A 17,415-nucleotide genomic window follows, 5' to 3' on the forward strand; every position below is an offset into this window, starting at 1 on the left:
GAAAAACAACGCAGCAGAGCATCCAAAATTGGATTATATGCTTGATAGAAATGCCGCTATTCAGTTAATGAAATTACATGGTGAGAATGGTATAAAAAGATGGAAAGAAGAAGTAAATTACGGAAAAAGATCGTATATTGAAGGATTTTTCTCAAGGTTGAAGCGAATATTTGGGTTTAGTTTTAAGAATAAATCTGAGACAAATAGAGAGAAGGAACTACTTATTAAATGCTACTTAATGAACAAATTTACTGCAATTGGTATGCCTAAATTTGAAATAGTCGCATAAAATTATTTACTCTGGAAAAAACTTACGTTGCTATGCAACAAAGCCATCCCAGTGTCTGCTGCTTGCATAGCATTTATCTACCAAAACAATGGTCATGCAAGAGGCTTAATGACTTTGCTTGGATGTGTGATATAATTTAAATTGTAAGGTCTAAAAAATACTAGCATGAATGAAGTGATAACATTTGGTTGTCGTCTAAATTTTTACGAGAGTGAGTTAATCAAAGAAGCATTAAAAAAAGCAGAAAGAAAAAATGTTGTTGTGGTACATAGCTGTGCAGTGACAAACGAAGCAGAACGTCAGGTAAAGCAAAAAATACGTAAGATCTATAAAAACGACCCAAGTAAAGAAATTATCGTAGTTGGTTGTGCTGTTCAGTTGGATCCAGAAGTTTACAGTAGCATTCCTGGTGTAAGTAAAGTGCTCGGTAATCAAGATAAGCTAAAAGCTGAAAATTACTTACTAAATGACGATAAAATCTTAGTCAGTGATAACCAAGTAAACAAATCAGAACCTGTTCTAATTAATGGATTTGAAGATAAATCAAGGGCATTTATTGAAATTCAAAATGGTTGTAATCATAGCTGCACATTTTGCTCAATTACTGAGGCAAGAGGAAATAATCAATCTGTGCCAATAAACAGTATTATAAAGCAAATTAGGATCTTTGTAGAAAATGGATATCAAGAAGTAGTGTTTACAGGTGTTGATATTACTGACTTTGGTACAGATTTGTTTGCCAAGCCATCACTTGGTTCAATGATTAGGAGAGTTTTAAAAGATATACCAGAGTTGAAGAGGCTAAGACTTTCCTCTATCGATGTTGCTGAAGTTGACGACGAATTAATGGATTTAATAGCTAATGAGTCAAGACTTATGCCTCATTTACATTTGAGTCTACAATCTGGTAATAATTTAATACTAAAGAGAATGAAGCGTCGTCACAACAGAGAACAAGTAATAGAATTTTGTCATAAAATGAAGAGCTTGAGGCCTAATATAGCATTTGGCGCTGATATTATTGCTGGATTTCCAACAGAAACTGATGAAATGTTTCAGGATACAGTTGATTTACTGAAAAAAACAAATATAGTTTACCTACATGCTTTTCCATATTCAGAGCGGAAGAATACACCTGCTGCACGAATGCCACAAGTACCAGAGAATGTGCGTAAAGAACGAGTAAAAAATTTAAGAGAAATGAATAGAGAAATGATGAGTAGCTTTTATCAATCTTTGATAGGCACTGAACAAAGTGTTCTGGTTGAGCAAAATAATGTCGGTAGAACAGAAAATTTTGCATTAGTAAAGCTTGAATCAAAATCTCAAGCCAAGAGTATTGTGAAAGTTAATGTTAAAGGAGTGGAAAATAATTATCTAATTGGAAATATTCTTTCTTAATTTTTGTACATTAAAGAAATATATGATATAGTAGTTATACTATAAATGATAATTATGGGTTCATTTGTGATAACTAAAATATCTATTACTTTATTTTTGATTTTCATTCCATATGTCTATTTTTTTATTACTTATATTAGTAATACACACATTGAGCAAGTACAACTCTTAAAACTAGAAACGGACAATAATGAAGATGTAATGCATTCTGAAGAGGTTACTGAGAAAAAAATACTAATAAATGATTTAAAATATCAAGAACTTGAAAGTAGTCCTACTGAACAACCTTCTATTCTCCAAGTAGCTGATCAGAAAAATATGTGGTCACGTATTGCAGATCAAGCTGATAATGAGCAGCCTACAAAAGAAAAATCAAAAAAACTTGATTTTTATGTTAGTGCTAACGGTGGTAAAACATACTATGACAATTCAGAAACATTTGTTAAGGGTATACAAGAAATAGGAAGAAGAATTCTTACTTTAGCTAAAAGCCGTTATGGTTTTCTTGTAGACATAGTAGGAGATGAAATTAAAAGCATAAAAGAATTTAATGGTAAAATTGATTTCCAATGGGTTAACAGCATATCTTTAGGTTACTATGCTGGAGAAAATGGCCGAGTTGATTTTGAAGCCATGTATTCTAGAGCCAATATTGAAAATAGTAATTCTCCTCTGGTATTTGATAAATCAGCAAGTATATTTGCGTTTTTGTTAAACTTATATTATAATCCCAGCTTTCAGGATACGCAATTTGCTCCATACATCAGCCTTGGTATAGGACCAACAGTTTTTAGATTAAAAAGAATTAATGGATCACCCCAAAGTTCAATGCCACTTAATGTTCCTTGGTTTGCTTATCAAATAAAGCTTGGTATTAACTATTCAATAATCCTAGAAGTCAAAACCTTTCTCGGCTATCGTTACTTTAGCGTTCCGATACCTGTTGCAGATGACATATCCACTCATAATATTGAAGTTGGTTTGATATTTAATTTTTAGTAGTGATTTAATATATATATAAATTCTTATCTTTTCTATCTAACAAACCAAATGTTGGTACGATTGTTGCTTTTAAAAAAATGACAGTTTCTACTGTTCTAATATTATTTGCTAGCCTTTTTGACTTCTGATGTAATGTAGCTTTAAAGCTTTGCTTATCTTCTCTATGTTCTATAAGCCCGCCGATTACCATAATTTCACCGCTCTTAATTTTTAACATAGAGTTCATTTCTCTGATTTCAACAATTGGAATGTCGCTATTTAATTTCATTTTACTTTGCTGTGCGATGTACTCTATATCTGGATCTTTAATGTAGCCGTTAATTCTTGATAAAGTTGGATGTATATCCATGAATATTTCACTAGTATCAATGTTAATGCTTGGGTGGATTATTAGCACAACACCTATTGGAACACTATTCATCTTGGTAATTAAGGTCTGATTAGAGTTTCTAGTATCTTTTTGTATATCGGAAGTAAAATAAATATGGTTTTTGGTAAATGAAATCATCGCTTGCTGATTATTTATAGCATGTACTCTAGGGCTTGAAATTACAGTTGAAGCGCCAAATTTGTCTAAATTTTTTACTAAATCTCCTAGATCACTCGCACCAAAGTTCATTGCTAGGTTAATAATGGAGTTATCTTGATTTATTATAGACTTAGTTCCATCGCGTAAGTCATTTAAGTTTATACCAGAAAGATATTTGTCATCTAACACAACTTCAACTATTTTTGCCTCTATCATTACTTGAGAAGACGCTAATTTCTTAACCTTATTAATATATTCTTCAACAGCTTTATGGATATCTTTTCTAGCATTCAAAATAATAACACCAGCTTCTCTGTTGGATGAAAGGAATTCGCCATCATCCACCCCGTTAACATCCATTATTGCATTCAAGCCTTTTTCTAATGAATTCCATAAGTCACTACTGTATTGAGACTTCATAACATTGTTATAGTCCCTATCAGTGTGACTTCCATCACTGTTAGTAATATTGTTACTAATGACGAAACTGCTTTGAGCAGAATGTTGAATATTAATGAAGTCTGCGTAATAATTTTGCGTGTATGGCAAGTCCTGCTCAATTCTAATTACACCATTGCTTGTTGAGTAACGCAATTTGGCGCTATTTGCTATACTCTGAATTACTTCATTTATATTCTTATCTTTTAGCTTTAAAATAATATTACCTGATATTTTTGGGTCTATATCCAAGTTAACGTCAGAAAGTTTTCCTATCTCAATCAGCAAATCTTTTACTGATACTTCTTCACTAACATTAATAGAAATAAGCTGATTACTGATTGTGAGATCGGGAAACTCTATTGGTAAAGGCATAATTTCTGGTATTGCCGGTTCATTAATCTCCAAAGAGGTGTTGTATTGCTGCAACGAATAATCGTGCTCACCTATATCATGATGATCTTCGTTGCCTATATTAGTGAGATGTTGCTTAGTAGGCAGGTGTGTGCAAGAAATAATGAAGAGGAGTATTAAGCATTTAAAAATAGCCATTAGAACAGCATATAGATCTATACTAATAGATTTCTATAAAAATATTAAAAATGTATTTAATCTCATTTTCATTCAACAGATAATTGTCATATATTAGCTTGACCTGCACTGGCTATATGTTTTTTTGTACGCCCCTCTTGTACTTAAATGTAGAGTAAGTTTTCCAGCATAGCCTTAGTTTTTTTATATATTTTACTTCTTTCTCTATATTTAATAATAGGCTTAAAAATAAATGGTAAGCCTATAATTGTTAAGCTTAGAGCTAGGGTTGAAAGTATACAACAGGCTTTGTGTTTACTATGTAGCTCTTTCAGGTAAAGCATCAAAAATCTACAAAATTTTTTGTAATTTTCTTCGATGTTTTTTTTGCTATGAGCCTTGCTAATGAATATATCTATTGCGGTATGACCGTTATTACACTTAATGTTAAGGTCTGCACCTTTTTCTGTTAACAGCTGAGCTATATCAAAATAATCCTTTTGAACAGCAAGATGTAGAGGTGCAAAACCTTGTTGCTCACAAATGTTCATATTGGCTCTAACTTCCAATAACATTTTCACAATTTTTGTATGGCCTTTTTTAACTGCCAGTAGCAAGGGAGTTCTGTTACATTTAGTAACAGCATTAATGTTTACCTTAAGCTTCAATAAGAGCTTAACTGTTTTAGTGTTACCATTATGGCTAGCTTTATGCAGCCTGGCGTTGCCATTAAAATCTTGATCATTTGCATCTATTCCTTTTGATACAAGAAATGTTGCCATTTTTCTATTATTATGCTCAATAGCGCAATCTAATGCATCAAAACCATGGTTGTTTTTTGTGCAAAAAAACTCTTTAAGTTTAATTTTATCGTTACTTGCTTGCTGTTTTTTTGCAATAAGCTTTACTATTTGCATTTTGTTGTTATACGCTGCTAGGAAAAGCGTAGTGTTATTTTCTGCATCTTTGGCTTCTATATTTGCACCTTTCTTTATTAGATATTCTATAATTTCTGCTCTGCTGTCATAATGTGCAGTGCATTGATAGATAGTTAAAAACAAAGGAGTGCGAAAATTGTTATCTTCACATTCGAGATTTGCTCCGCTATCAATTAAAATTTGGACGCTTTTTTTAGAACCGTATAGTGAAGCTATATGAAGAGGAGTATAGCCCTCTTTAGCGTCTTTTTCATTAATTTTTGCGCCTTTTATTATCAAAAAATCTATTAATTCCGTGTCATCTTGTAGTGCAGCAAGGTGCAGTGGAGTGAATCCATTTTTATCCTTGGAATTGATTGTCAGTTGATTAACAAAAAGTTTAGCAATTTTCTTGTGTCCATGCATAATGGCGTAATGGAGTGGGTTTCTATTTTCGTTGTCTACGACATTAAAATCAGCTTCGTGCTCTAGCAATGATTTTACTCCAACTAAATCACCTTCTTTTGTGAACTTATGCAAGAGAGTGATTCCACTTGCATCTTTTGAGTTAATATCAAATCCATTTTCTACTAATTGGTTTATATCTTCCTCACGCGCCATATCACTTAAGTCTCTAATTGAACCCTTTTCGCGTTAATAATACTCCTACTTGATTAAGTTTAAATGAATCTGTGAGAAATGGCTAGGATACTATGCATTCTTGCATAACAAACTTTTGGCAGCACGTTGGATGAAACAAAAAAACCACTTGACAAACTCCTCCAGCCCCCTTATTATGATAATAAGGGTATTTATGACTCAAAACTTGTTTTTGACCTGCAGGCTCAATGACAAAATTCAGTAAAAAACTTAGGGTGTTTTTTGGCGGATTACATAAAATTATAGCGGCTGCATGTCTTTTAAATTTTTTCTACATTCAGCCAAACCGCGCTTAAACTAAGCATCAGCACATTATTACAGCGCCAATTTAAAGTATTAGAGGGTCAAAACTCGCACTACGGGATTTTTTTGCCTTTTTTTTATTTGGTAAATTTCTTAAATATTTGTAGCTAAAAGAGCCCAAGAGAGGTGTCATTCCAGTGCTCCTTTTTTTGTCATCCCAGTGCCCAGACATTGGGATCTAGCTAAGTTGGTGAGTATAAAAGTAGCCGTTTTATGTTAAAATACAACGTTTTGATGATTATGAAAAGGCTGGATTCCAGTGGGCTTTGTTGCATCGCTCAAGTAAAAAGAACTGGCAGTTACTGACAAAATTCATTATAAATAGCCATTTAACTGTTGAAGAAAAAATATGCCACAAAAAATGAGAGTCAGTAACTGCCATGAATATAACAAATTTCTCCAAAAAAGAGGAAGCATTTTTTGTTATATCAATGATGCCATAGAAAATTGGTACGAGAATTGTCCAAAAATGCAGGGCGGCAACTATATTTATAGTGATAAAGTTGTGATTTTGGTGCATATAATCGTCAGTTTCTTTAGAATTGGTTTAAGACAAACAGTCGGGTTTATAAAAGGGTATTTGCAACAAATAGGAAGAGATTTGGCAGTTATCAGCTATTCACAAGCATCAAAAGAAACTTAATATTAAGATAAATGATTGCAGAATTGATAAAAATAATATGGAAGATATCGAAATTGCTATAGACAGTACAGGAATTAGTATATACAACAACACACAGCAAGGAAAATAGCACTGACAGAAAATATCGTGACTATGAGAAAACGAGAAAATTGCACGTAATGTTGAATATAAACAACAAAAAAGCCATAGCTGTAAAATACAGTAACGGTGTCTACTCTGATCACTATGGAGCTTGTGATTTGCTAAAAGAAGTTGATTTTCAGCATGCCATAAAAGCACTATATGCAGATAGAGCATGTGATAGGCACAAGTTTTATAAGTTGTGTAACGAATATGATATAAAGACAAAAATTCCACCAATAAACAATGCGGCAGAACATCCAGAAATAGATTATATGTCTGACAGGAATGCTGCTATTACGTTAATAAAATTATACGGTGAAGATGGCATGAAAGAATGGAAAAAAGAAGTAAATTATGGGAAAAGATCTTATATTGAAGGGTTTTTCTCAAGATTAAAGCAAATATTCGGATTTAGTTTTAGGAATAAATCTGAGATAAATCGAGAAAAAGAACTGCTAATCAAATGCTATTTGCTTAATAAATTCACTGATATTGGTATGGCTAAATTTGAGATAGTTACATGAATTTACCATAAATCACCATCTCATAAAGTGTGATGCAACAAAGCCCACTGGCATCCAGTTTTTGATCGAAAGTGTTTCATTTTAACTAAAGCCTACACTCACCAAATCCAATGCATTTACTTGCAGTTAAGTTTTCTGGATTCCAGCGTCACGCGCTGGAATGACAAGGCTATAGGTTGCAAGCGAGACGTCATACCGCCGCAGTATCTCTAGATCCCGCTAACAAGTAGCGGGATGACTACCCCTACAACAACATTGCAAGTATTGATTTTTCTCCCCATGAGAAGAGTCTGGAAGCTCTTTCACTCTAAACACGATGTTCACATCCTCAAAATTAATCTCAATTCGCTTAACTAACGTTCTAATAATATCACGTTTAGTTAGCCAGTCTGCATTATCAAGACTTGAGTTAATACTAGAGGAAAATCCCTCTAAATTTGTTACTACTAGAGTGAACTCTTGTGTGAGTTTTTTCTGATCAAATGTTTTTTTCTTTTGTTCTTCAACCATTTTTAAGTTTTGTTTCATTGCTTTAATTCTTGGCTCAAATTCTTCTTGATCAATATATTCTTGAGCATAACTATCAATTAACCTTGCAATACCACGTTTTAATTTATCTTCTTCTGCTTCAAGCAAAGCGCTTTTTTGATCTAGTGGTAAGTTCTGAAAGTCTTCGTTTATACTCCTCTAATATTCTATTCGGATTTTTTAATAGATGCTTTACTTCTTCCCACACAGCTATGTCTAATGTATCTGTACGAATTAATTTGTTGTTACACATTTTATTACCACCAAAACGGCGTGCCAATACAACGATAATACACCTGATTATTAGTTTTTTTTCCCTCCTTATTCCTTGCAGTGCTAGTACCATAATATGCATAATTACAAAGCTTACATACTACTAAACCTTGCAATAAATATCTTGCTCCTCTTTGTCTTGTTCTTGCTATTTTTCTATTCTCTGCTAATTGTTCTTGAACTATATCAAATAAATCTTCGTTTACTATACTAGGTACTTTAATATAAATCCAATCCTCTTTTGGAACAGGATAAGTAGAATAATTATCTTTTGGTTGCTCGCAGGAGTTTTTTTTGGTCTTATATGTTTTAATTTTACGCCTAACCTTGTTTTACCAAAAGCTGCTTGTCCTCTATAAGCAGAGTTTTTTAACATACTCAAAACTACAGCCCTATCCCAATATTCTTTTCCTGTTCGCGTCATAACGGACATAGCACTTAGCCCACGACATACTTCTCCTATACTCGCTCTTTCTCTTCCTACCCAAAAAAATACTTTACGCACAACTTCAGCTTCTTCTTCATAAATTTCAAATAAGGCTTGTCCTGTCTCTGTATTTTTATTTATATAATGATAGCCATAAGGAGCAGCTCTCATTACACTTATATAACCCTTATTGGCTGCATAAATCTTTCCTCGGCAGCTTCCTTCCATGATTTTTGCACGTTCATATTCTGCTATCATACCTTGCATTTGTAATAGTAATTGAGATTCTGGATTATCGCTAATTTAAAAAAATGACTTCTACTCCTAGTTTCTTGAACTCTTCAAGTAATACCATCTGATATGCATACTTGCGAGATAAACGATCAGGAGAATGAATATAAACCTTATCAATGCTACCTTCTACTATTTTATCACGTAATTTTTCTAAACCAGGACGGATTATATTAGAACCATTATCAATAAATTTATATTCATTTAATAATTTATGTCCGTCCATACTAATTTGATTCTCTATAGCAGCAATTTGACTTGCTATTGTACCTTCTTGTGCTTGTCTCCCTGAAGAAACTCTTGCATATAATCTAACTGTTACCATTTAACCCTCCTCAAATCTACTTTCTTACATTCAGAGTTTTCTTCCTTTTTGCTCACTTTTATTGGTTTACTTAACACTAATTTTTCATATGCATCTAATAGATACAACTCTGCTAATCTATTCACTTCATAACTACAACGAATACAAACTATTAATTTCTTGTTGTCCATTAGCTCTCCCATATGTTATTCATTGAGACATATGGTTATTTGATCACTAGCTCTATAAATAAATTCAACTCTCTGTTCTTTTTGTAGAAGCTTTCGGGAAATAGTTTTCTCAAGTTTCAGATTTCTTCCAATATTGTTGGCGGAGTCCCTACGTCATACCGCCGCGGTATCTCAGCATAGATTCCGCTAACGAGTAGCGGAATGACGAATTCGTCGTTTTTCAAATTGTAGGTAAACCTAAGCCACTTTAGCTATATTTTTCTGGTCTGTTCTGATGAATTTGGTTGAGATTTTTCATCATGTAAACCATGTTCCACTTGTAACCTTGGGGTTTTAAATTGAATAATGGTTCAAATCCACAAGACTCATAAAATTTGTAAGTTTTTAGGTAATTTTCATCTGATGCATTTGGGCTCAGGGTTTCAACAGTCATTGTTCTGGCAGTATTTACCAAACTACATGCTGCTTCGACTAACTTATACCCTACTCCTTGGCGTTGGTAATTACGAAAGACAGCCACCCAATAGATATTGCTGTTATTAGGATAGGGAAAATCTAAACTGAGAAGTCCGATATAGTTTCCATCAATTTTTGCAGCTAAATTTTTGCAAGAACGAACACCCACAGCATAATGCTCATTACACTCTGGCAAACCAAAATACTCTGATAAATCAGCTGTAATCTTGCAGCATAAATCTTCTGCAATATCAGGAGATATTTGTTCAATTTCGACCATAAACCCCTACCAATAAATTTTAACAAAAATACTTTAGTGCATTTTCAAATATAAGCATTCCATCACCATATTTTGGCACAGCAATACCTAAACGCTTGCTTTTTTCTTTTTCAAGAGGCCAATTATCTTGCTGAGTAAAACATATTCCCCTCTCTGGATGGGGCATTAAAGCTAGCACTCTTCCACTTTTATCTGATAAAGCTGCTAGGTCGTATGTAGATCCGTTCGGATTGTAAGGAAATTGTAGGTTAGCATAGTTGCCATTTTCATCAATGTAACGTAATGCGGTGGAATTGCTCTCAATCAATTGGTTCAAAATATCTTGATCCATAAAAAATTTGCCTTCCCCATGAGCAATAGGGAGATATAGTTCACTCAGGCCCCGTAGCCAAACAGAATTACTCTGCGGATTAACTCCCACTCTAATCCAACGGCATTGATAATTGCCTATATCATTATGGATTAAAGCTAGACTAGAGAACTCTGGAATTAATTTTACTAATATCTGACAACCATTACATATTCCTATAATCAGCTTGTCCTGAGATAAAAACTCTTGAAACTCATCCAACAAGTTGTTTTTAATACGTAAAGCAAACGCATTACCAGCACCAGTGTCATCACCATAGGAAAAACCTCCTGGAATTGCAAGTATATTGCTTAATTTCAGTTCACTTGGATTATCTATGATATCATTAATGTGAACGATTTTTACTTCAATATTACTAATACCAAGTTTTCTGCTGCATTCCATAAATGCAAATGCGGTTTCTTTTTCGCAATTTAAGCCATAACCAGATAGGACTGTGATTTTCATGAATTGCTAAAAATTAAAAAATTCGAATTTCTTTTTTACAAAATTTGCTACTAAATTTAACGCAAATAACACCAATAATAAAGCTATAATTGCAATAGCAGCAAGTTCAATAAATGCAATTTCAGGACTACTTGACCATATGTATATTTGTACAGGCAGAACAGTCGCCGGATCGAAAAAGGACGTAGGTGTATCAGCAATAAATGCTACCATACCTATCATAAGTAAAGGGGAAGATTCACCTAAAATCCTTGCAATTGCAAGCACAGTACCATGTATTATTCTTGGTAACGCAATCGGTAAAGAGTGATCTAATATCACCTTGATGTGAGGCGCACCGAGCGCAAACGCTGCATCTTTTATCGTAATAGGAACATTCGCAAAGGCATTTTTTGTTGCAATTATAATATTAGGTAACATCATAAATGAAAGAGTCATTCCACCAACAAGTGGTGAAGAGCGTGGTAGCCCAAATATGCCAAGATAGAGAGTTAAGCCCACTACACCAAATATTATTGAAGGCACTGCAGCAAGATTATTCATGCTAATTTCTACAATATTAGTCATTAGCCTATTTTTAGGCATAAATTCGTAAAGACAGATGCCCGACATAATTCCTATTGGTAATGCTAATGCTAGGCACACTATAATTGTCATTAATGAACCGATAAATGACCCTAAAATCCCTGCATTCTCAGGTTCACGAGAGTCAGATTTAAGGAATAAAGACTTATTAAAAAATTTTTTCACTCTCCTCTTTTCTTTTAGCCAATCAAGTAATTTAGCATAACGATCATTCAAATGTTTATCTTTATTTATTGAATTAATTATACTTGACGCGGTAAACCAGATCTCATATTCACCACTATCTTTTACTTTCTTACGAAAAAATTTCTCTAGTTCTTTGTAAGAATTACGACTTAAAATTTCGTCACTGTCTTTAAAATCAGTTCCTTTAAACACCTTACGTAAAGAATCGTTGAGTAAGCCAATGGACTTATACCGCAAATCACTAGGATTATTTGTTAAAGTAAGATCAGCACTTATTTCAATTGGCAATAAAATTTTCGTTACTGTTAAGGCACTGTAAGAGTTAACTAATATACTCAACAATATACACACAGGACAGCCAAGTGAGATAACTAGTGCCGTGAAAGAGCAAAAGCGTAACGCTCTGTTCTTTTTATTTTTCCTTTTTATACGAGCATGTACACGCCTTGACTGAAGTAATTTAAGGAATTTTTTCTTTATACTCATTTATTTTTCCTGGATCCTATCGTCAAGCCCACAGCTGTACAAACGTCCAGTTTAATAAACGTTGATGTCATTCCAGTGCTTGACACTGGAATCCAGTTATAAAAATATTTACAAATCAGGCAATTGGTAACAGACTCCATGCTAAAAATAACATCCATGATATAGAATAAGTTAGATCCCAGTATCAGCTACTTGGATGACACTGGGGAAGTGCTGGGATGACACAATTGACATCACTCCCTATTGTATCTACTTAGATTTCTTTTTAACATAAGTAGTACGCTCTTTGATCCTTGCAGCTTTTCCAAATAGTTTGCATAGATAATACAGTTTTGCTCTACGAACCTTTCCTTTTCTTGTCACTTGCACTGAAACCAGTGCAGGAGAATAAACAAAAAATTGAGACACTATACTTTCTCCATGGCTCACTTTTCTGACTGCAAAAGAAGAATGTAACCCGCGGTTCCTTTTTGATATACATACACCTCCAAATATCTGTATACGTTCACTTGCACCTTCAACTACTTTAAAAGTGACCTTCAAATCATCACCAGGACGAAATTCTGGCATTTCTTTAGCTAACACTTGCATTTGCTGTTCGTTAAATTTTTTAAGTAAATTTGTCATTTATCTCTCCATTCAATAATTCAGGCCTACGCTTTTTTGTTATAACATGAGACTGCTTCTGCCTCCAATCACTTATTTTTTTGTGATTGCCAGATAACAAAACCTCAGGTACTTTATATCCCTTCCACTGCTCAGGTCTAGTATATTGAGGATATTCAAGCATACCACCATCATAACTAAAACTTTCTTCAATAATACTATCGGAATTATTTACTACACCTGGAAGAAGTCTAATGCATGCATCGAGAACCACCATCGTAGCTGGCTCACCTCCTGAAAGTATATAATCTCCGATACTTAATTCATAAGGAGTATACGCATCAATTATCCTTTGGTCAATACCTTCAAATCGACCACACAATATTGTTATATGAGGAAACTCTAATAATTCTCTGGCAATATTCTGATTAAACTTAGTTCCAGATGGAGTCATGTAAATAAACTTAGTGTTTTTATGAACAGAGAGCATACTATCTACTGCATCACCAACTACATCAGAACGCATAACCATTCCTGCTCCACCTCCATATGGAACATCATCCACAGTTGAATGTTTATCTTTCGCAAAAGAACGAATATTTATTACTTCAAGGTTCCATATTTTTTTTTCTAACGCTTTTCCTGCAAGAGAATAGTTCAAAAACCCGGGGAACATTTCTGGAAATATGGTTAATATTGTAACATTGAATGCCATTAAGGTTTATTTTAAGTTATTTGGAGCTATACTCTAAGAACAGTAAATTGATATAATATATAGTTAAATTAAGCATGTCACTGAATAAAACAATATACGAAGGTAAAGCGAAAGCCATTATTGAAACTGAAGACTCATCAACTGTTATACAGCACTTTAAAGATGATGTTACAGCATTCAATAAGAAAAAATATGAAATTATTGAGGGCAAAGGAATAATTAATAATCATGTTAGTGCTTTTATCATGGAAAAGCTTGAAGAAGCAGGAACTAGCACGCACTTTATAAAAACTCTAAACGAAAGAGAACAGCTAGTCAAAAAGCTCAAGATAATACCTCTTGAGGTGGTAGTTAGAAATGTTGCAGCTGGCAGCTTTTGCAAACGTTTTAATATCAAAGAAGGTGAGGCACTTACATCTCCTATAATCGAGTTTTTTTACAAAAATGATGACCTAGCCGACCCAATGGTGAATGAAAATCACATACTGTATTTTGATTGGCTATCTAGCAAAGAAATGGATGAAGTTAAAACTACAACTTTAAAAATCAACGAAATCTTAGTCCACCTATTTTCAAATGCAAGTATATATTTAGTTGATCTCAAGTTAGAATTTGGCAGATTAATAAATGACAGTACTAAAATCATTTTAGCCGATGAAATCAGCCCTGATAACTGCAGGTTATGGGATAAAAATACTTATAAAAAGCTAGATAAAGAAGTCTTTCGTTTGAATTTAGGAGATTTAAAGGAAGCGTACCTAGAAGTTGCAAAAAGACTGTCAGTAAAGTTAGACTAACTAAATACTACTCTATCAAGTGGAGGGTTACATGCCTCATCAAGTTTTCCAATGATTTCAATTTTTTCTCCACGTTTTTGGAAATGATTTTTCACGTTTTGCATATTCTCAGGACTTACGATCAATACCATACCAATACCACAATTAAATGTTTTTAGCATTTCTTTCTTCTCTATTTTACCCTCCTTTGTTAGCCATAAAAATATATCTGGCCATTTCCAGGAATTAATGTCTATGTTTGCAAATAAGTTTTTTGCAAGAATCCGCGGAACATTATCTATCAAGCCACCACCTGTTATATGTGCAATGCCTTTTACCTTTGGCATAATAGGCAACAAAGAATCAACATATATTTTTGTTGGTTCGAGCAACACTTCTTTCCAAAGCTGATTATTCCATGGAGATGAGTCGTTATAATTTATACCTAAGCCTTTGAAAATATGGCGCACCAAAGAAAACCCATTTGAGTGAATTCCACTTGACTCTAAGCCAACTATATAATCACCTACTTTCATCATGCTACAATTTGGAAGAATTTGCTTTCGATCAACTACACCAACCACAAACCCTGCAAGGTCATAGTGATTATTATCATACATTCCAGGCATTTCTGCAGTTTCCCCACCAACCAATGCTATTTTAGCTTGCTTGCACCCCTTTGCAATGCCTTGGACCACAGATAATAAAACGTCCTTGCTCAAAACGCCTGTTGCAAAGTAATCAAGGAAAAATAAAGGCGTTGCTCCTTGTGCAAGTAAGTCATTTACACACATTGCAACTAAATCTATACCTATAGTATCATGCCTATTCACTTCTTGAGCTATCAATAGTTTCGTACCTACTCCATCAGTTGAGGAAACAAGTACTGGATGGTCATATTTCTTACTTAGTGCAGCAAAATCAAACAACGCAGAAAATGAACCTATTTCGCTGATTACTTCTTCTCTAGTAGTTTCTTGAGCAATAGGCTTGACTTCTTTTATTAACTTATTATATAGTTCAAGATCTATTCCTGATCTGATATAAGTATTCATAATCCTTCTATAAATTTTAAAATTGTTAATACTATATTAATGCCTTGATATAAAAAGTGCAACGAAACTTTCTCTTAATTGACTATTATATGCTTACCAATATAGGGTAACTTAAATCATTTATAATTATCCAATGAATAAAAATACCAAAAACATACTGTTAATAACGGAACTGCTATCAGGACGGCTGCTTCATGACTTTGCTAACTCTATGAATGGAATAATGTTTGGCTTAGAAGAGCTTGAAGTAATAGATAAGAACGATGCTGATGCGCAGAAGGAAGCGTTGTCGTTTCTTAAAGAAAGCTCCGATGATTTAATATATAAACATAAAGTTATGAAGCAGGCATATTCTTCTTCAGCAGATAATTACAGCTTTGATCAGACAAAATCTAATATCGAAAATTATTTATTAAAAAAAAAGTAAAGCTTACGTGGAAAATAGACGCATACTCTGCAAAAAATAAGGAAGATTTAATTGAAAAGATAAATAAGATAATTTCTAATATGGTGCTAACTATAGCCAGCGCAGTGGCGGAAGTTGAACTAGTGTCTGTTTTACTGAGTCAAACAGAAGATAAAATGCTATTAACTATAAAAATTCTAAATGAACACAAACCAATAAGCAAATCATTAGTAGACAAATTAATCAAACAAAATGACACTAATTTAAATACGAAAGATATTAATATCTATATGACCTCTTTATTATTAGAGTACTATAACACTGAAATGCATTGTACTTGCGAAAATAATTTGCTGGAGATAGGTTTAACTATAACTTGAGTTGCATATTTGGTTATTACAACTTTTTCTTCGTTTCAAGGCAAGACATTCCCCGACAAGGGGTACCAAATCTAATTTTTGTAATCACTTAAGTCTAGTACTATTTTATTAATGTAGCGCTCATTTGCATCTTTGATGATAAACTTCATACCATTTTTATATTTAATGACTTCATCTACAGAAGGCACTTTACCAGCAATCGAAAGAATCAAACCACCAAGTGTAACATAGTCTTCTTCAGGGTCACGTAATTCTATTTTTAGATCCTCTTCTATATCCTTTATAAGAACCCTTGCTGACACTTCAAACTTATTTTGAGACAATTCAGTAATGGTATATTCTGAATTTATTTCGTTCTCACTATCAATGTTTGGTATTAGCTCCTCTATAAGATCGGTCATTGAAATTAAACCATCAGTTCCACCATATTCATCCAATACAATAGCTAAGTATGATTTAGAAGATTTCATCCTAACAAAAAGATTAGTTGTCTTCATCGAGGGCGGAACAAATATTACGCTTTGTATAATATTTCTCAGATTAAAATTTTTATCCCTATTAAAAATAACATCTTTTACATAAAAAAAGCCTATTACGTTATCAAAGTTATTTCTATAAATTGGTATTTTAGTGTGGCAAGTGTTTTTTATCTTCTTTATTATTTCATGCTCGCTTGACTCAATGTCTACTGCGCATATCTCTGTACGTGGAGTCATTATATCCATTATACCACAATCGCGGAATTTTGATAGACCATTAAATATATTAAGGTCTGGCAGATCTTTCATTAATGCTTCAGTCGCACACTTTTTCAACACAGAAGCTTTTTTGAAAAGGAAGAGAAAAATTCTATATGCTATTTTTTCTACTAAGGTTCCTTTTTTACTCAATTTATTCCCTGTAATGGCAAAAACGTTTTCAGATCAGATTTATCAAGAAAACTGTTATTAAATGTTTAATGAGCATGTGAATAATGTCAAATTAATTTGTGAATTATTTGTTGATATAAAATACCAACAATTGATCAACAATTTTTTCAACGACATATATATAGTTATGTAACAATGCATGATGGTAAAATGTTTTCCATAAAAGAAAATTACTAACACTCTGAACATCTTACTTATACACATAAATCATAACAGAAAATCAATAGCATATAGAAGTTGTTAACATATTTATCCACAAATTAAATAACGCCAATTTTTACTGAATTTTAAGTTAGTAACAAGTTGTTGATAGAACTATTATTATTACTATACTTTAGTATACAGAAGAATAGATAAAATAGAT

The 17,415-nt window shown here is 33.1% G+C and carries 22 protein-coding genes; 8 read left to right on the forward strand and 14 right to left on the reverse strand.

The annotated features are described in order from the left end of the window. The first annotated feature begins 37 nt into the window (after nucleotides 1–37). The 3 genes from AAGD91_RS06175 (at nucleotide 38) to AAGD91_RS06185 (ending at nucleotide 2,689) form a co-directional block, all read left to right on the forward strand. Nucleotides 38–289, forward strand: a complete 252-nt coding sequence (locus AAGD91_RS06175) for a hypothetical protein (RefSeq protein WP_182184127.1) — start codon at nucleotides 38–40, stop codon at nucleotides 287–289. A 165-nt stretch (nucleotides 290–454) separates the two neighbouring features. After that, nucleotides 455–1,690: a tRNA (N(6)-L-threonylcarbamoyladenosine(37)-C(2))-methylthiotransferase MtaB gene (gene mtaB, locus AAGD91_RS06180; protein WP_341820994.1), complete on the forward strand. Its 1,236-nt coding sequence runs from the start codon at nucleotides 455–457 to the stop codon at nucleotides 1,688–1,690. Nucleotides 1,691–1,756: 66 nt separating this feature from the next. Further along, entirely contained in the window at nucleotides 1,757–2,689 is a 933-nt protein-coding gene (locus AAGD91_RS06185) for a P44/Msp2 family outer membrane protein (protein ID WP_341820995.1), read from the forward strand. Between the two features lie 7 nt (nucleotides 2,690–2,696). Here AAGD91_RS06185 and AAGD91_RS06190 read toward each other — a convergent pair whose 3' ends face one another. Together AAGD91_RS06190 and AAGD91_RS06195 are read right to left on the reverse strand one after the other, a co-directional pair. After that, the gene (locus AAGD91_RS06190; protein WP_341820996.1) at nucleotides 2,697–4,211 is read right to left on the reverse strand and encodes a secretion system protein; all 1,515 of its coding nucleotides are present in this window, start codon (nucleotides 4,209–4,211) and stop codon (nucleotides 2,697–2,699) included. A 143-nt stretch (nucleotides 4,212–4,354) separates the two neighbouring features. Continuing rightward, the gene (locus AAGD91_RS06195) at nucleotides 4,355–5,728 is read right to left on the reverse strand and encodes an ankyrin repeat domain-containing protein (protein WP_341820997.1); all 1,374 of its coding nucleotides are present in this window, start codon (nucleotides 5,726–5,728) and stop codon (nucleotides 4,355–4,357) included. Nucleotides 5,729–6,419: 691 nt separating this feature from the next. Here AAGD91_RS06195 and AAGD91_RS06200 point away from each other — a divergent pair. Both AAGD91_RS06200 and AAGD91_RS06205 read left to right on the forward strand, forming a co-directional pair. Next, nucleotides 6,420–6,713: a transposase gene (locus AAGD91_RS06200; RefSeq protein ID WP_341820998.1), complete on the forward strand. Its 294-nt coding sequence runs from the start codon at nucleotides 6,420–6,422 to the stop codon at nucleotides 6,711–6,713. Nucleotides 6,714–6,871: 158 nt separating this feature from the next. Then, a complete protein-coding gene (locus AAGD91_RS06205; protein ID WP_341820774.1) occupies nucleotides 6,872–7,360 on the forward strand; it encodes a transposase in 489 nt (162 codons plus the stop codon). A gap of 219 nt (nucleotides 7,361–7,579) precedes the next feature. Here the strand turns inward: AAGD91_RS06205 and AAGD91_RS06210 are convergent, their stop codons facing one another. The 10 genes from AAGD91_RS06210 to trmD form a co-directional block, all read right to left on the reverse strand. Continuing rightward, a complete protein-coding gene (locus AAGD91_RS06210; protein ID WP_341820999.1) occupies nucleotides 7,580–7,996 on the reverse strand; it encodes a hypothetical protein in 417 nt (138 codons plus the stop codon). 149 nt (nucleotides 7,997–8,145) lie between these two features. Further along, nucleotides 8,146–8,277: a recombinase zinc beta ribbon domain-containing protein gene (locus AAGD91_RS06415; RefSeq protein WP_410541915.1), complete on the reverse strand. Its 132-nt coding sequence runs from the start codon at nucleotides 8,275–8,277 to the stop codon at nucleotides 8,146–8,148. An 89-nt stretch (nucleotides 8,278–8,366) separates the two neighbouring features. Beyond that, nucleotides 8,367–8,855: a recombinase family protein gene (locus tag AAGD91_RS06220; RefSeq protein WP_264328685.1), complete on the reverse strand. Its 489-nt coding sequence runs from the start codon at nucleotides 8,853–8,855 to the stop codon at nucleotides 8,367–8,369. A 31-nt stretch (nucleotides 8,856–8,886) separates the two neighbouring features. Continuing rightward, entirely contained in the window at nucleotides 8,887–9,204 is a 318-nt protein-coding gene (locus AAGD91_RS06225; RefSeq protein WP_341821001.1) for a recombinase family protein, read from the reverse strand. After that, nucleotides 9,198–9,386, reverse strand: a complete 189-nt coding sequence (locus AAGD91_RS06230; protein WP_341821002.1) for a hypothetical protein — start codon at nucleotides 9,384–9,386, stop codon at nucleotides 9,198–9,200. Before AAGD91_RS06230 ends, AAGD91_RS06225 begins: the two co-directional genes overlap by 7 nt. A 235-nt stretch (nucleotides 9,387–9,621) precedes the next feature. Beyond that, nucleotides 9,622–10,110 (reverse strand): GNAT family N-acetyltransferase, encoded by a 489-nt coding sequence (locus AAGD91_RS06235; protein WP_341821003.1) that lies wholly within the window; start codon nucleotides 10,108–10,110, stop codon nucleotides 9,622–9,624. Nucleotides 10,111–10,129: 19 nt separating this feature from the next. Beyond that, a complete protein-coding gene (locus AAGD91_RS06240) occupies nucleotides 10,130–10,927 on the reverse strand; it encodes a phosphoribosylformylglycinamidine synthase subunit PurQ (protein ID WP_341821004.1) in 798 nt (265 codons plus the stop codon). Between the two features lie 6 nt (nucleotides 10,928–10,933). After that, nucleotides 10,934–12,184, reverse strand: coding sequence for a PstA family ABC transporter permease (locus AAGD91_RS06245; protein WP_341821005.1), 1,251 nt, complete (start codon nucleotides 12,182–12,184; stop codon nucleotides 10,934–10,936). 249 nt (nucleotides 12,185–12,433) lie between these two features. Further along, nucleotides 12,434–12,811 carry a 50S ribosomal protein L19 gene (rplS, locus tag AAGD91_RS06250; protein ID WP_341821006.1) on the reverse strand — a complete coding sequence of 126 codons (378 nt, stop codon included), beginning with the start codon at nucleotides 12,809–12,811 and terminating at the stop codon, nucleotides 12,434–12,436. Then, nucleotides 12,795–13,505: a tRNA (guanosine(37)-N1)-methyltransferase TrmD gene (gene trmD, locus AAGD91_RS06255; RefSeq protein ID WP_341821007.1), complete on the reverse strand. Its 711-nt coding sequence runs from the start codon at nucleotides 13,503–13,505 to the stop codon at nucleotides 12,795–12,797. Before trmD ends, rplS begins: the two co-directional genes overlap by 17 nt. Nucleotides 13,506–13,579: 74 nt before the next feature. Between trmD and purC the strand changes: the two genes are divergently transcribed. Next, nucleotides 13,580–14,302, forward strand: coding sequence for a phosphoribosylaminoimidazolesuccinocarboxamide synthase (purC, locus tag AAGD91_RS06260; protein ID WP_341821009.1), 723 nt, complete (start codon nucleotides 13,580–13,582; stop codon nucleotides 14,300–14,302). Here the strand turns inward: purC and purM are convergent. Then, nucleotides 14,299–15,336: a phosphoribosylformylglycinamidine cyclo-ligase gene (gene purM / locus AAGD91_RS06265; RefSeq protein ID WP_341821010.1), complete on the reverse strand. Its 1,038-nt coding sequence runs from the start codon at nucleotides 15,334–15,336 to the stop codon at nucleotides 14,299–14,301. The genes purC and purM overlap by 4 nt on opposite strands. A 133-nt stretch (nucleotides 15,337–15,469) precedes the next feature. Between purM and AAGD91_RS06270 the strand changes: the two genes are divergently transcribed. Together AAGD91_RS06270 and AAGD91_RS06275 are read left to right on the forward strand one after the other, a co-directional pair. Next, nucleotides 15,470–15,763 (forward strand): hypothetical protein, encoded by a 294-nt coding sequence (locus tag AAGD91_RS06270; protein WP_320157121.1) that lies wholly within the window; start codon nucleotides 15,470–15,472, stop codon nucleotides 15,761–15,763. A 104-nt stretch (nucleotides 15,764–15,867) separates the two neighbouring features. Continuing rightward, a complete protein-coding gene (locus AAGD91_RS06275; protein ID WP_410541916.1) occupies nucleotides 15,868–16,122 on the forward strand; it encodes a hypothetical protein in 255 nt (84 codons plus the stop codon). Nucleotides 16,123–16,193: 71 nt separating this feature from the next. Here the strand turns inward: AAGD91_RS06275 and AAGD91_RS06280 are convergent, their stop codons facing one another. After that, nucleotides 16,194–17,012 (reverse strand): transporter associated domain-containing protein, encoded by an 819-nt coding sequence (locus AAGD91_RS06280; protein WP_341821012.1) that lies wholly within the window; start codon nucleotides 17,010–17,012, stop codon nucleotides 16,194–16,196. Nucleotides 17,013–17,415: the final 403 nt, after the last annotated feature.

Source organism: Wolbachia endosymbiont (group A) of Myopa testacea, from assembly GCF_964027115.1.
GTDB lineage: Bacteria > Pseudomonadota > Alphaproteobacteria > Rickettsiales > Anaplasmataceae > Wolbachia.

Coding starts and splice junctions, on each gene's coding strand:
- AAGD91_RS06175 (WP_182184127.1), top strand. CDS start 38: ATGCTTGATAGAAATGCCGCTATTCAGTTAATGAAATTACATGGTGAG.
- mtaB (WP_341820994.1), top strand. CDS start 455: ATGAATGAAGTGATAACATTTGGTTGTCGTCTAAATTTTTACGAGAGT.
- AAGD91_RS06190 (WP_341820996.1), bottom strand. CDS start 4,211: ATGGCTATTTTTAAATGCTTAATACTCCTCTTCATTATTTCTTGCACA.
- AAGD91_RS06195 (WP_341820997.1), bottom strand. CDS start 5,728: ATGGCGCGTGAGGAAGATATAAACCAATTAGTAGAAAATGGATTTGAT.
- AAGD91_RS06200 (WP_341820998.1), top strand. CDS start 6,420: ATGCCACAAAAAATGAGAGTCAGTAACTGCCATGAATATAACAAATTT.
- AAGD91_RS06205 (WP_341820774.1), top strand. CDS start 6,872: ATGTTGAATATAAACAACAAAAAAGCCATAGCTGTAAAATACAGTAAC.
- AAGD91_RS06220 (WP_264328685.1), bottom strand. CDS start 8,855: ATGCAAGGTATGATAGCAGAATATGAACGTGCAAAAATCATGGAAGGA.
- AAGD91_RS06225 (WP_341821001.1), bottom strand. CDS start 9,204: ATGGTAACAGTTAGATTATATGCAAGAGTTTCTTCAGGGAGACAAGCA.
- AAGD91_RS06230 (WP_341821002.1), bottom strand. CDS start 9,386: ATGGGAGAGCTAATGGACAACAAGAAATTAATAGTTTGTATTCGTTGT.
- AAGD91_RS06235 (WP_341821003.1), bottom strand. CDS start 10,110: ATGGTCGAAATTGAACAAATATCTCCTGATATTGCAGAAGATTTATGC.
- AAGD91_RS06240 (WP_341821004.1), bottom strand. CDS start 10,927: ATGAAAATCACAGTCCTATCTGGTTATGGCTTAAATTGCGAAAAAGAA.
- AAGD91_RS06245 (WP_341821005.1), bottom strand. CDS start 12,184: ATGAGTATAAAGAAAAAATTCCTTAAATTACTTCAGTCAAGGCGTGTA.
- rplS (WP_341821006.1), bottom strand. CDS start 12,811: ATGACAAATTTACTTAAAAAATTTAACGAACAGCAAATGCAAGTGTTA.
- trmD (WP_341821007.1), bottom strand. CDS start 13,505: ATGGCATTCAATGTTACAATATTAACCATATTTCCAGAAATGTTCCCC.
- purC (WP_341821009.1), top strand. CDS start 13,580: ATGTCACTGAATAAAACAATATACGAAGGTAAAGCGAAAGCCATTATT.
- purM (WP_341821010.1), bottom strand. CDS start 15,336: ATGAATACTTATATCAGATCAGGAATAGATCTTGAACTATATAATAAG.
- AAGD91_RS06270 (WP_320157121.1), top strand. CDS start 15,470: ATGAATAAAAATACCAAAAACATACTGTTAATAACGGAACTGCTATCA.